This window comes from Agromyces sp. 3263, assembly GCF_031456545.1.
Taxonomy (GTDB): Bacteria; Actinomycetota; Actinomycetes; order Actinomycetales; family Microbacteriaceae; genus Agromyces.
Genome location: NZ_JAVDUV010000001.1, coordinates 1 through 13,308, shown reverse-complemented (window position 1 = coordinate 13,308; position 13,308 = coordinate 1). Strand labels below are relative to the sequence as shown.

Genomic DNA, 13,308 nt, shown 5'->3' with positions numbered 1-13,308 from the left:
CGATGGCACGGGGCCTCAGGCCCCGTGCCGGTCGATGAGGCGGTCGAACGCGCCATCCAGCTCCGCGTCGACCTCGCGCCGAGTGGCGTCGCCGTCGTGCCAGTCCACGATCTCCTGCGCGCCCCGCCAGAACGGGATGACGGCCCGGTACTCGGGCACGAGGGCCTTCACCTTCGTGTTGTCGAAGATCACCGAGTGCGCCTTGTCGCCCAGGAGGCCGGGTCCGTCGTCAGGGAGCTCACGGGCGATGGCCTCGCTCGCGATGTGCACCGGACGGAACTCCGCTCCGGCGGCCCGCGCGAGCGCCGCGCCGACCTGGTCCCAGGTGAGCACCTCGTCGGACGTGATGTGGAACGCCTCGCCGATGGCCCGATCGTTGCCGAGCAGCCCGGTGAACGCCACCGCGAAGTCGCGCGTGTGGGTGAGCGTCCACAGGCTCGTGCCGTCGCCCTGCACCACCACGGGCTTGCCTCGCCGCATCCGGTCGATGGCGGTCCAGCCGCCGAGGAGCGGCACGGTCGCGCCGTCGTACGTGTGCGACGGCCGGATGATCGTGGCCGGGAATCCGCGCTCCCGATAGGCGGCGACCAGCAGATCCTCACTCGCGATCTTGTCCCGGGAGTACTGCCAGTACGGGTTCCGCAGGGGAGTCGACTCGGTGATCGGCAGGTGCGCGACCGGCTTCTGGTACGCGGATGCCGACGAGATGTACACGTACTGCCGGCAGCGTCCCTCGAAGAGGTCGACGTCGCGTTCGACCTGGGCCGGCGAGAACGAGCGGAAGTTCGCGACGACGTCGAACGTCTCCTCGCCGATGGCGTCGGCGACGGATGCCGGATCGTCGGCGTCGCCCGTCAGGTGCCGCGCCCCGGTGATCGGCGGGCGGTCGGTGCTCCGTCCGCGGTTCAGGAGCGTGAGGTCATCGCCGCGCTCGACGATGCGGGCGCTGGACGCCGAGCTGATGATGCCGTTGCCGCCGATGAACAGCACGCGCAGGGCCATGGTCTCCTCCTCGATGACGGCGGGCCGGATGCCGCGTGCCGAGCCTATGCCCGTCGCGCCCCTGCGGGCAGGCGGGCGGACGACGTCGAGCCGTCCGCCCGACCGGCGGCTCAGCGGAGCCCGGGGGGCCCCGCGAAGACGCTCACGAGTGCGGGCACGGCGACGGCGGGGTGCACCTTTCCGCGGTACTCGGGCGTCCAGCCCGCGTCGTCGGCGATCGCGGTGCCGTTCGACTCGTTGTAGGCGCCGAGCACGTCGGCGGGTCGCAGGTTCACGACGTTTCCCGATTCGCTGATCGCCGTGCCCTTGTAGACCTCGATGATCGCGGCGGGGTCGAAGTCCTTCGTCACGGTGAAGGCGTTCTGCTCTGCCACGAGCTTCGACTCGATGCCGAGTCCCCACGAGTAGACGAACGGGTACTGGTCGTGCGTCGACTGCACGTAGTGGTTGTTGTAGGCGTCGACCTGTCCGAACCGCACTCGGGGCGCCCGCTGGCCGAGGTCGCGGAACTCGTTGTGGTGCAGGGTGACGCGCAGGTGGCCGCGGTCGGTCGTGCGGCTGTCGCTGTTGCCGATGAGCATGACCTTGTCGTGGTCGTGGAAGCGGTTCCACGAGATCGTGACGAGGTCGGCGGCGCGCACGACGTCGAGGAGTCCGTCGTGGATCTGGAACGGCCGGCCGAAGTGCGACGGCTGGAGGGAGTCGAGTGCCCCGCCATCGCTGAGGTCGTTGTGGTCGATCCACACGTTGGTCGAGCCGGTGACGGTGAGGAGGTCCCACTCGGAGTTCCAGTTGCCGGTCTCGCCGTCGGTCGGGTCCCAGGACGGGAAGCAGTCGAACGCGTTCGTGAGCGTGAGGCCACGGATGACGACATTGGACACGTTCGCGACCTGCAGGGCGGCGCCGGTGATCTCGGCGCCGGGCAGGCCGATGAGCGTGGTGTTCGCGCCCACGCGGATGTCGATGCGCTCCCGCTGCGCGGCCTGCGATGCGGCCCGTGCCGCCTCGACGGGGCCCGACGGCTCGGAGTCCCAGCCCCAGACCGCCGGATCGTACGCGGCGAGGTAGGCGTCGAGCGTGTAGCCGCCGCGCGCGTAGTCGGCGCAGGTGAGGGGCGCCCCGGCGCCGTCGGTGTTCGCGTCGATGACGCCCGACACGTACACGATCTTCGGCTCGTCGCCGGCGACGGCGGCGACGAGCCCGGCCCGGTCGTCGACGGTGAACACGTGCTCGGGGGTCGCGGTCGAGCCCCCGGTCGTGCCGGCACCCGCCGAGGCCCAGCCGTCGCCCGCGGCGAGCGTCTCGCGTGCGGCATCCGTTCGCGGGCTGGGGTCGGCATGCGCCGGCACGGCTGAGGTGAGCAGGAGGGCGACACCGCCGAGCGTGGCGACGCCCGCGGTGATCCATCGTCGTTGCATGGTCGGGGGAGCTCCTTCGGTCCCGCGCCGACGGACGCCGTCGTCCGTCGAGAAAGCGCTTTCCGGAACGTAGCAGGCGCCGGTCGGCCGTGTAAAGAGCCGCGTGCGTCACTCCACCGCGCGTTTTGCGCGCCCCTGCCGTCGCACGATAGGGTCGCTCACATGTCCGCCACCCGGTTCGCCACCGCCGCACGCGTCTCGCGTGTCCCGGTCGTGCGCAACCGACGTCGTGGCGAGCGCCGAATCTCGGCGACCCCTGTCGCGGCCTAGTCGGCCTGTCGCGGGGCGTCGCCCGGCCCTCGCCCCGACCGCACAGACCCTAAGGTGGAATCCATGACGTACTCCGTCGCCGTTTCCGGCGCGTCCGGCTATGCCGGAGGGGAGATCCTGCGCCTCCTCGCCGACCATCCCGACTTCGAGGTGCGCACCGTCACGGGGCACGCCAATGCGGGCCAGCCGCTCGTTGCCGTGCAGCCGCACCTTCGCACCTACACGCACCTCACGTTGCAGGAGACGAACGCCGAGACGCTCGCCGGCCACGACGTCGTCTTCCTCGCGCTTCCGCACGGAGCATCCGGAGCGGTCGCGGCACAGTTGTCGCCCGAGACGCTCGTCATCGACTGCGGCGCCGACCACCGCCTCGAGTCGTCCGCCGACTGGGCAGCGTTCTACGGCGGCGCGCACCACGGCGCGTGGGCCTATGGCGTGCCCGAGCTGCCCCGGCTGACCGGCACCCAGCGCGACCGGCTCACGGGTGCCCGCCGCATCGCAGCCCCAGGGTGCAATGCGTCGACCGTCGCCCTGTCGCTCGCCCCCGGCATCCGTGCGGGCGTCATCGAGGACCGGGACCTCGTCGCCGTGCTCGCCGTGGGCCCGTCCGGTGCCGGCAAGAGCCTCAAGGCGCACCTGCTGGGCAGCGAGCTCCTCGGCTCGGCGAACCCCTACGCGGTGGGCGGCGGCCACCGCCACATCCCCGAGATCTCGCAGTCGCTGCGCTGGGCGGGTGCTGCATCTCCGACCATCTCGTTCACGCCGGTGCTCGTGCCGATGTCGCGCGGCATCCTGGCGACGTCGACCGCCCGCATCGTCCCGGGCACGGATGCCTCGGCCGTCCGCGCGGCGTGGGAGGACGCCTACGCAGGGGAGCGCTTCGTGCAGCTCCTGCCGCCCGGCCAATTCCCGCGCACCGCCGACGTGCTCGGCGCGAACACGGCGCTCATGGGGCTCGCCGTCGACGAGGCGGCAGGCCGCGTCGTCGTCGTGACCGCCGTCGACAACCTCGTGAAGGGCACCGCCGGTGCCGCGATCCAGTCGGCGAACATCGCGCTGGGGCTCGCCGAGTCCACCGGCCTTCCCGTGAACGGAGTCGCCCCGTGACCGTCACCGCCCCCGAGGGATTCGAGGCGGCGGGTGTCGCGGCCGGCATCAAGCGCTCGGGAGCGCTCGACCTCGCGCTGATCGTGAACCGCGGGCCGTCGAACGCAGCGGCGGCGGTGTTCACGTCGAACCGCGCGAAGGCGAATCCGATCCTGTGGTCGGAGCAGGCCATCGCCGACGGACGGGTGGCCGCGATCGTGCTCAACTCGGGCGGGGCGAACTGCTTCACCGGTGCCGAGGGATTCCAGGTGACCCACGGCACCGCCGAGGCCGCCGCCGGCGCCCTCCGCGTCTCCTCCGGCGACGTGCTGGTGTGCTCCACGGGTCTCATCGGCGAGCAGCTCGACGGCGAGGTCGTGGAGGAGGGCGTGCTGTCGGCCGCCAACCGGCTCTCGACCGACGGCGGCGCCGACGCCGCGCGCGCCATCATGACGACCGACACGCGCCCGAAGACCGTGGTGGTCGAGGGCGACGGATGGCGCGTCGGCGGCATCGCGAAGGGCGCGGGCATGCTCGCGCCGGGCCTCGCCACGATGCTCGTGGTCCTGACGACCGACGCCGACGTCGCGGCCGCCGCGCTCGACACCGCGCTGCGTGCCGCCACCCGGGTGACCTTCGACCGGCTGGACTCCGACGGCTGCATGTCCACGAACGACCAGGTGACGCTCCTCGCCTCGGGCGCGTCGGGCGTCGTGCCCGACCCGACCGCGTTCGCGGCAGCCGTGACCGACGCGTGCCGCTCGCTCGCGCAGCAGCTGCAGGAAGACGCAGAGGGAGCCAGCCACGACATCGCCATCGAGGTGCGCGGGGCGGTCTCCGAGGACGACGCCGTCGAGGTGGGCCGGTCGGTGGCCCGGAACAACCTCTTCAAGGCGGCGATCTTCGGCAACGATCCCAACTGGGGGCGGGTGCTCGCGGCGATCGGCACGACGAAGGCGCCGTTCGACCCCTACCTCGTCGACGTGTCCATGAACGGCGTCCGGGTGTGCCACGCGGGTCGGCCCGACGCGCCGCGCGAGCAGGTCGACCTCACGCCGCGTGCCACGCACGTGCTCATCGAGCTGCACGCCGGCGAGGCATCCGCCACCATCCTCACCAACGACCTCACGCACGACTACGTGCATGAGAACAGCGCCTACGCGAGCTGAGCATGGGCGACGAGAACGCGACGACGACCGAGGCGGATGCCGCGGGCGACGCGGCCTGGACGGCGACGGCGGGCGACAAGGCGCAGGTGCTCATCGACTCGCTGCCGTGGCTGAAGCGCTTCCACGGCGAGACGATCGTGGTGAAGTTCGGCGGCAACGCGATGGTGAGCCCAGAGCTCCAGCGCGCGTTCGCCGAGGACATGGTCTACCTGCGCTACGCCGGCATCAAGCCCGTCGTGGTGCACGGCGGCGGACCCCAGATCTCGGCGATGCTCGGTCGGCTCGGCATCGAGAGCGAGTTCCGCGGCGGCTACCGGGTCACGACGCCCGAGACGATGGACGTCGTGCGCATGGTGCTGTCGGGTCAGGTCAATCGCGAGCTGGTGTCGCTCATCAACGAGCACGGCCCGCTGGCTGCGGGGCTGTCGGGCGAGGATGCCGGGTTGTTCACGGGTCGTCGCCGGGGCGCCGTGGTCGACGGGGTCGAGGTGGACCTGGGACTCGTCGGCGACGTGGTCGCCGTCGATCCGGCCGCGGTGCACGCGCAGCTCGACGCGGGCCGCATCCCGGTCGTCTCCTCGATCGCGCCCGACGGCGCCACGCCCGGACAGTCGCTCAACGTGAACGCCGACTCGGCGGCCGCATCCCTCGCGGTCGCGCTCGGTGCGGCCAAGCTCGTGATCCTCACCGATGTCGCGGGCCTCTACCGAGACTGGCCCAATCGCGACTCCCTCGTGTCGGTGATCGACGTGCCCGAGCTCACGGCCCTGTTGCCGAAGCTCGAATCGGGGATGATCCCGAAGATGGCAGCGTGCCTCGAAGCCGTCGAGGGCGGCGTCGCCAAGGCGGCGATCATCGACGGGCGCATCCCGCACTCGATCCTGCTCGAGGTGTTCACCCAGTCGGGCATCGGCACGGAGGTGGTTCCCGCATGACGGCCCTCGACGACCTCAACGAGTGGCAGGGCCGCTTCGACCGACGCGTGATGCGCTCGATCGGGATGCCGCTCGCGAAGCTCGATCACGGCCGTGGTGCGCGGGTGTGGGACGACGCGGGGCACGAGTACCTCGACTTCCTCGCGGGCATCGCGGTGAACTCGCTCGGGCATGCGCACCCCGTGTTCGTCGAGGCCGTCTCGACGCAGGCGGCCCGCCTCGCGCACGTGTCCAACTACTTCACGACGGAGCCCGCGCTCGAGCTCGCCGAGCGCATCACCCGCCTGGCGGGCACGGGCGACCAGGGGCGCGCCTGGTTCGGCAACTCCGGCGCCGAGGCGAACGAGGCCGCGTTCAAGCTGGCGCGCCTGAACAACTCGGGCGGCGCCCGCAGCCGCGTGCTGGCGCTCGTCGACGGCTTCCACGGACGCACCATGGGCTCGCTCGCGCTCACCGGCAAGGCGCACATGCGCGAGGCCTTCGAGCCGCTGCCCGGCGGGGTCGAGCACCTCCCGGCCACGATCGAGGCGCTCGAGACGTCGCTCGACGACGGGGTCGCCGCGCTCTTCGTCGAACCCATCCAGGGTGAGGCCGGCGTCGTCGAGCTGCCCGATGGATTCCTCGTGGCCGCCCGCGAGTTGACGCACCGACACGGCGCGCTGCTCATCGTCGACGAGATCCAGACCGGCGCCGGCCGTACCGGCGAGTGGTTCGCGTTCCAGCACGCCGGCATCACGCCCGACGCGATCACCGTCGCGAAGGGCATCGGCGGCGGGTTCCCGATCGGCGGCCTCGTCACCTTCGGCCACGCGTCGTCGCTGTACTCCAAGGGGCAGCACGGCTCGACGTTCGGCGGCAACCCGCTCGCGACCGCGGTCTCGAACGCCGTCCTCGGCGAGATCGAGCGGGCCGGCCTCGTCGAGAATGCGGCCCTGCGCGGCCGGCAGATCGACGAGCGCATCGCGTCGCTCGGCTCCCCGCTCATCGCCGGGACCCGTGGCCGGGGCCTCCTCATCGGCATCGCGCTCACGGAGCCGGTCGCCACGAGGCTCACCGCCGAGGCCATGCGAGCGGGCCTCATCGTCAACGCGGCGAACGACTCCACCATCCGGATGGCCCCACCCCTGATCATCGGCGACGCGGAGGTCGACGAGTTCGCCGACAAGTTCTCCCGCGCGCTCGACGCCGTCACCTCGGCGCGCCACTGACCCACGGCAGACCGCCACCACGCAGACCTCGCACGACCCGATCCACACGAACGGAACCGCATGACCCGCCACTTCCTCCGCGACGACGACATCACTCCAGCCGAGCAGGCCGAGATCCTCGACCTCGCCGAGCGCCTGAAGGCCGACCGCTGGGGCACGAAGCCGCTCGCCGGACCCCAGACCGTCGCCGTGATCTTCGACAAGTCGTCGACGCGCACCCGGGTGTCGTTCGCCGTCGGCATCGCCGACCTCGGCGGATCGCCGCTCATCATCTCGACGGCGAACAGCCAGCTCGGCGGCAAGGAGACCCCCTCCGACACGGCCCGGGTGCTCGAGCGCATGGTCGCGGCCATCGTGTGGCGCACGTACGGGCAGGCCGGCCTCGAGGAGATGGCGGCGGGCACCTCCGTGCCGGTGGTGAACGCACTCTCCGACGACTTCCACCCGTGCCAGCTGCTGGCCGACCTGCTCACCATCCGTGAGCACAAGGGTCGCCTCGCCGGGCTGACCGTCACCTTCCTCGGCGACGGCGCCTCGAACATGGCCCAGTCCTACGTGCTCGCCGGCGCGACGGCGGGCATGCACGTGCGAGTCGCGTCCCCCGAGGAGTTCGCGCCCGCGGCATCCGTCGTCGCCGACGCCGATCGCGTCGCCGCGACCACCGGAGGTTCCGTCAGCCTGTTCACGGATGCCGCGGAGGCGGCCTCGGGCGCCGACGTCATCGTCACCGACACCTGGGTCTCGATGGGCAAAGAGGACGAGAAGGCCCACCGCGTCGCGACGTTCGGCGCGTACCAGGTCGATCGCGAACTCATGTCGCTCGCGGCATCCGATGCGGTCTTCCTGCACTGCCTGCCGGCGGATCGCGGCTACGAGGTCACCGCCGAGGTCATCGACGGCGAGCAGTCGATCATCTGGGACGAGGCCGAGAACCGGCTGCACGCGCAGAAGGCGCTGCTGGTGTGGCTGCTCGAGCGGAAGGACGCCTGATGGCCGAGGAGCACGGCACCAACGAGGGATCCCTCTGGGGCGCGCGGTTCGCGAGCGGTCCATCGCCCGAGCTCGCGCGGCTCTCGAAGTCGACCCATTTCGACTGGCAGCTCGCCCCGTACGACCTCGCCGGGTCCCGGGCCCACGCCCGCGCCCTCGCGGCTGCGGGCTACCTCACCGACGACGAGCTCACCGCGATGCTGGCGGGCCTCGACCAACTGGAGTCCGACGTGTCGTCGGGACGGATCGTCGCGGGCGACGCCGATGAAGACGTCCACGGCGCCCTCGAGGCCGCGCTCATCGGCATCGTCGGTCCCGAGCTCGGCGGCAAGCTGCGCGCGGGGCGCAGCCGGAACGACCAGATCGCGACGCTCGTGCGTCTCTACCTGAAGGACCACGCGGCGACCATCGGCCAGCAGCTGGTGCACCTCATCGACGCGCTCGCCGCCCAGGCCGACGCGCACCGCACCGCGGTCATGCCGGGTCGCACGCACCTCCAGCATGCCCAGCCGGTGCTGCTCGCCCACCATCTCCTGGCGTACGCATGGGCGCTGTCGCGCGACCTCGAGCGGATCGTCGACTGGACGAAGCGCGCGGATGTCTCGCCCTACGGCGGGGGAGCGCTGGCGGGGTCGACGCTCGGCCTCGACGCGGCATCCGTCGCCCGCGACCTGGGCCTCGCGGCCCCGGCCGAGAACTCGCTCGACGCCACCGCCAGTCGCGACGTGGTCGCGGAGTTCGCATTCGTCACCGCCATGATCGGCATCGACGTCTCACGGCTCGCGGAGGACGTGATCCTGTGGAACACGCGCGAGTTCGGGTTCGTCACCCTCGACGACGCGTATTCGACCGGGTCGTCGATCATGCCGCAGAAGAAGAACCCCGACATCGCCGAGCTCGCACGCGGCAAGTCGGGTCGCCTGATCGGCAACCTCTCGGGCCTGCTGGCCACGCTCAAGGGCCTGCCGCTCGCGTACAACCGCGACCTCCAGGAGGACAAGGAGCCGGTGTTCGACTCGGTCGAGACGCTCGAGGTGCTCCTCCCGGCCTTCACGGGCATGATCGCCACGCTGACGTTCCACACCGAGCGCATGGCCGAGCTCGCGCCCGCTGGGTTCTCGCTCGCCACGGATGTCGCGGAGTGGCTCGTGAAGCAGCACGTGCCGTTCCGCGACGCCCACGAGATCACCGGCGCGGTCGTGCGCTACGCCGAGGAGCACGGTCTCGAGCTCGACGAGATCTCCGACGCGGCGCTCGCGTCGATCTCGCCGCACCTGACGCCCGAGGTCCGTGGCGTGCTCACGGTCGAGGGGTCGGTGTCGAGTCGAGACGGGCTCGGCGGCACCGCGCCGGTACGGGTCGACGAGCAGTTCGCCCGGCTCGCCGATCGCGTGCGGCACCTCGTCGGGGGCCTGCCGGTCGCGGGTCGCTGACCGACGGATGACGGAGCGGCTCGTCACGGCGTCGCGTGCGTTCTTCGCGCGCGACTCCGTCGAGCTCGCGCCGCTGCTCCTCGGTGCCGTGCTGACCCACGACGCCGAGGATGGACCGGTGGCCCTGCGCATCGCCGAGGTGGAGGCGTACCGCGGCGTCGGCGAGGATCCGGGCTCGCATGCGTTCCGGGGCATGACGCGCAGGAACGCGGTCATGTTCGGGGAGGCCGCGCACCTGTACGCCTACTTCACGTACGGCATGCACACGTGCCTCAACGTCGTGGCGGGTGTTCCGGGCATGTCGTCGGCGGTGCTCCTGCGCGGTGGCACCATCGTCGGGGGGCTCGAGCTCGCGCGGAGTCGTCGGCCCGGTGCATCCGACCGCGACCTGGCTCGAGGCCCCGCCCGTCTCGCCGTCGCGCTCGGCGTGCCGCTGGCAGCGAGCGGCGCGGACCTGCTGGCGCCGCCGTTCGCGCTGGAGGTTCCCGTGGTGCCCGAGCCGTTCGCGTCGGGCCCGCGCACCGGCGTGAGCGGTGCGGGCGGGGGAGCGGCGTTCCCGTGGCGGTTCTGGATCCCGGGTGAGCCCGGAGTCTCGCCGTACCGGCGTCATGCGAAGTCGCACGACTGACACGGGCGAGCTCAGTGGACGGCGAGGTGCACGACGAGCGCGGCCGCGCAGGCCCAGATCAGGCTCGCGAAGGTGCCGATGATGAACCGCTCGCGCGCCTCGGGCGCTTCGAGTTCGGTGAACCGGCCGACGCCCTTCACGGCGACCACGATCGCCAGTCCCTCGGGAAAGCCCGCGATAATGGAGCCCGCCGTCGCGACGCGCTCGAGCACGCCGATGGTGAGGCCGCCCCGGAGGACCTCCCGGCGCCCACCGGCGACGACTCCCTGGCGCTGCTCCTCGGCGGTGGGTCGTTCGGCCACGATGATGCCGCCGTGGAGGCCGGGAGGTGCGCTGGCTCCCATCGCGAGGTTCAACGCGGTCGCGGCCGCCGGGCTCCCGCCGAAGATCGCCACGGTGAAGCCCAGCACGGTGATGAGCGGTGCGAAGCCGAACTCGGCCGGCGCGGAGATGGACGCGGCGGCCATGAGCGCGATGCCGAGCGTCACCGTCGCGAACCAGAACCAGACCGACCTCGGCTTCAGGAACGCGAGCACCGAGAGCGCGGCCGCGGCCGTCAGCGAGAGCAGCAGCGCCGACCAGGCGATGGCATCGGCGACGACGACGAGGTTCACGGTGCTCCTTCCGCGCAGCGACCGGACGGCCGTGGCTTCGAGCAGTGTAACGAGGGCCGCCCCCACCGCGGGGTCACGTCGCCGCGGCGCGTTCGGATTCCGCGTCGAGCTCGGCGAGCAGTCGTTCCAGGCCCGGGCGCGCGTCCTCCTCGGCGCGCCACATCGCGGCCTTCAGTCGGGCGCTGACGGCGGCCGGAGTCACGGCGAGGAGGGCGGCCGCCTCCTTCTGGCGGTGCCCTGCGAACATGAGGTCCACGACCTCCCAGCCGAGGTCGGTCCGTCGCTCCCTGAGGAGCACGAGCAGTCGCACGAGCGCCTCCACGTCGGCGGCGGGCCGCGTGGGGTCGCCGGCCGCCCGCAGTGCGAAGCGACCCTCGGCGCGCTTCGCAGCGACCACGGCCTCGCGCGCGGAGATGAAGGCGGTGCCGGTGGCCTTGCGTGCGGCATCCGGAAGCGGCAGCCGGATGTCGCCGACGCCGATGCCGACGCTCCACCTCCCGGTGCGGGTCACGTCGAGCACGATCGCGAGCGCGGTCGACGCCGATCGGGTGACGAGCTGGATCTCGTCGCCTGCCGTCTGGTCGGGCGGGAACACCAGTTCGTCGCCGTGCCGTTGCGCGAGCTCCTCGACGAGCCCGCCGGCACGGTCGCGCTCGCGACGACTCGCGACCTGGTCGGCGGTGATGACGAACATGGATGCACCTCCTCACGCTGATTCGGATCAAGCCTGCAGGCTGAATCCCTTGAGATCAATGCTACAGATTTGATTCTCTTCGATCAAGTCTGCGGCATGAAGTCGTTGCTGCGCGCCGCGCTGGTAGCCTTGCTGGCGTGTCAGACCCCGTGATCCTCGCAACCCAGCAGAACGACGACTCCTTCGAGGATGTCTGGGAGGAGCTCGTCTGGCGCGGGCTCGTCCACGTGTCCACCGACCGGGCCGCGCTGAAGGAGCTGCTCGCAGGCGAGCCCATCACCTACTACTGCGGATTCGACCCGACCGCCCCGAGCCTCCACCTCGGCAATCTCGTGCAACTGCTGACGATGCGGCGTCTGCAACTCGCCGGACACAGGCCACTCGGGCTCGTCGGGGGCTCCACCGGCCTGATCGGCGATCCGAGACCCACGGCCGAGCGCACCCTCAACACCAAGGAGACCGTGGCCGAGTGGGTCGGCAACCTGCGCGCGCAGGTGAGCCGCTTCCTCTCCGCCGAGGGCCCGAGCGCCGTGCGCCTGGTGAACAACCTCGACTGGACCGAGGGCCTCAGTGCCATCGACTTCCTCCGCGACATCGGCAAGCACTACCGCGTGGGCACGATGCTCAAGAAGGATGCGGTGGCGTCGCGCCTCAACTCCGACGCCGGCATCAGCTACACCGAGTTCAGCTACCAGATCCTGCAGGGCTTCGACTACCTCGAGCTGTACCGGCAGTACGACTGCGTCCTGCAGACGGGCGGCAGCGACCAGTGGGGCAACCTCACGAGCGGCACCGACCTCATCCATCGGGTGGAGGGTCGCAGCGTGCACGCCATCGGCACGCCGCTCATCACGAACTCCGACGGGACCAAGTTCGGCAAGAGCGAGGGCAATGCCATCTGGCTGGATGCCGCCATGTGCAGCCCCTACCGCTTCTACCAGTTCTGGCTCAACACCGACGATGCCGACGTCATCGGCCGGCTGAAGGTGTTCACGTTCCTCAGCAGGGCACGGATCGATGAGCTGGCGGACCTCGTGGAACGCGAGCCGTTCAGACGCGAGGCCCAGCGCGTGCTCGCGACCGAGGTGACGACGCTCGTGCACGGTGCGGATGCCACGGCCGCCGTCGTCGCCGCGTCCCAGGCGCTGTTCGGACAGGGCGACCTCGGGGCGCTCGATCCCGAGACGCTCGAGTCGGCGCTGCGCGAGCTCCCGAATACGACCACGTCACCCGATGCCTCGATCGCGCAGCTCCTCGCGGACACCGGGCTCGTGACGAGCCAGAGCGAGGGCCGGCGCGCCATCACCCAGGGCGGCGTCTCGCTCGACAACGTGCGGGTCGACGACGAGACGGCGACCCTCGAGGGACGTGTGCCGCGCGGGGGCATGGCCGTGCTCCGTCGCGGCAAGAAGACGCTTGCGGGCATCTTCGTCGAGTAGGTTCAGATCTCCGATCCGAGGGCTTCGGTCGTCCGCTCCAGCGGGCGTCCGGAGCCCTTCGTCGTGCCGGTCGTTTCACCGTCGTTCCGCGCGACACGCCCGGGATGCAGCGCTGAGTTGCACGACCCCCGGGATCCACGTAATGTAATCACTCGTTGCCCCAAAGGTGCGAAAGAGCGGAAGAGCTCATCGGCCTCAAGCGGAACGATTCCAAGCCACGAAGAAGCAATTCTCCGACTCGCTTGAAGCATTCGGATGCGTCCCTCGGGATGACCGGATGGAAACAACGAAACAAGCCTCGGATGAGGCGCCCGACGGGTGCCGAACCGGGTGCGTCCGTTTCTTGAGAACTCAACAGCGTGCACTATGTTCAATGCCAATTTATTGAACCCCAGCTCTGCCCTTTGGGGTGGGGTATGGAT

At 71.0% G+C, this 13,308-nt stretch carries 12 protein-coding genes; 8 read left to right on the top strand and 4 right to left on the bottom strand.

All coding sequences use genetic code 11. The features are described from left to right. Window positions 1-15: 15 nt before the first annotated feature. Window positions 16-1,002: an NAD-dependent epimerase/dehydratase family protein gene (locus J2X63_RS00060; protein WP_309972617.1), complete on the bottom strand. Its 987-nt coding sequence runs from the start codon at window positions 1,000-1,002 to the stop codon at window positions 16-18. Window positions 1,003-1,112: 110 nt separating this feature from the next. Next, window positions 1,113-2,420, bottom strand: a complete 1,308-nt coding sequence (locus J2X63_RS00055; RefSeq protein ID WP_309972615.1) for a polysaccharide lyase family 1 protein — start codon at window positions 2,418-2,420, stop codon at window positions 1,113-1,115. A gap of 333 nt (window positions 2,421-2,753) precedes the next feature. On the opposite strand from J2X63_RS00055, the gene argC reads away from it, so the two are divergent. From argC to J2X63_RS00020, 7 genes are read left to right on the top strand one after another with little or no spacing between them, the layout of a single operon-like run. Continuing rightward, window positions 2,754-3,797: an N-acetyl-gamma-glutamyl-phosphate reductase gene (gene argC, locus J2X63_RS00050; protein ID WP_309972614.1), complete on the top strand. Its 1,044-nt coding sequence runs from the start codon at window positions 2,754-2,756 to the stop codon at window positions 3,795-3,797. Next, window positions 3,794-4,945, top strand: coding sequence for a bifunctional glutamate N-acetyltransferase/amino-acid acetyltransferase ArgJ (argJ, locus tag J2X63_RS00045; RefSeq protein ID WP_309972611.1), 1,152 nt, complete (start codon window positions 3,794-3,796; stop codon window positions 4,943-4,945). Before argC ends, argJ begins: the two co-directional genes overlap by 4 nt. A 2-nt stretch (window positions 4,946-4,947) precedes the next feature. Then, window positions 4,948-5,880 (top strand): acetylglutamate kinase, encoded by a 933-nt coding sequence (gene argB, locus J2X63_RS00040; RefSeq protein ID WP_309972609.1) that lies wholly within the window; start codon window positions 4,948-4,950, stop codon window positions 5,878-5,880. Beyond that, window positions 5,877-7,088, top strand: coding sequence for an acetylornithine transaminase (locus tag J2X63_RS00035; RefSeq protein WP_309972607.1), 1,212 nt, complete (start codon window positions 5,877-5,879; stop codon window positions 7,086-7,088). Before argB ends, J2X63_RS00035 begins: the two co-directional genes overlap by 4 nt. A 60-nt stretch (window positions 7,089-7,148) precedes the next feature. After that, on the top strand, window positions 7,149-8,078 hold the full coding sequence (gene argF, locus J2X63_RS00030; protein WP_309972605.1) for an ornithine carbamoyltransferase: 930 nt from the start codon (window positions 7,149-7,151) through the stop codon (window positions 8,076-8,078). Further along, window positions 8,078-9,511 (top strand): argininosuccinate lyase, encoded by a 1,434-nt coding sequence (gene argH / locus J2X63_RS00025; RefSeq protein ID WP_309972603.1) that lies wholly within the window; start codon window positions 8,078-8,080, stop codon window positions 9,509-9,511. Before argF ends, argH begins: the two co-directional genes overlap by 1 nt. 7 nt (window positions 9,512-9,518) lie before the next feature. After that, entirely contained in the window at window positions 9,519-10,139 is a 621-nt protein-coding gene (locus J2X63_RS00020; RefSeq protein WP_309972601.1) for a DNA-3-methyladenine glycosylase, read from the top strand. 11 nt (window positions 10,140-10,150) lie between these two features. Here J2X63_RS00020 and J2X63_RS00015 read toward each other — a convergent pair whose 3' ends face one another. Beyond that, a complete protein-coding gene (locus J2X63_RS00015) occupies window positions 10,151-10,753 on the bottom strand; it encodes a hypothetical protein (protein WP_309972599.1) in 603 nt (200 codons plus the stop codon). Between the two features lie 73 nt (window positions 10,754-10,826). Then, a complete protein-coding gene (locus tag J2X63_RS00010; protein WP_309972597.1) occupies window positions 10,827-11,447 on the bottom strand; it encodes a DNA-binding protein in 621 nt (206 codons plus the stop codon). A 137-nt stretch (window positions 11,448-11,584) separates the two neighbouring features. On the opposite strand from J2X63_RS00010, the gene tyrS reads away from it, so the two are divergent. Further along, window positions 11,585-12,886, top strand: a complete 1,302-nt coding sequence (gene tyrS, locus J2X63_RS00005) for a tyrosine--tRNA ligase (RefSeq protein ID WP_309972595.1) — start codon at window positions 11,585-11,587, stop codon at window positions 12,884-12,886. Window positions 12,887-13,308 lie beyond the last annotated feature (422 nt).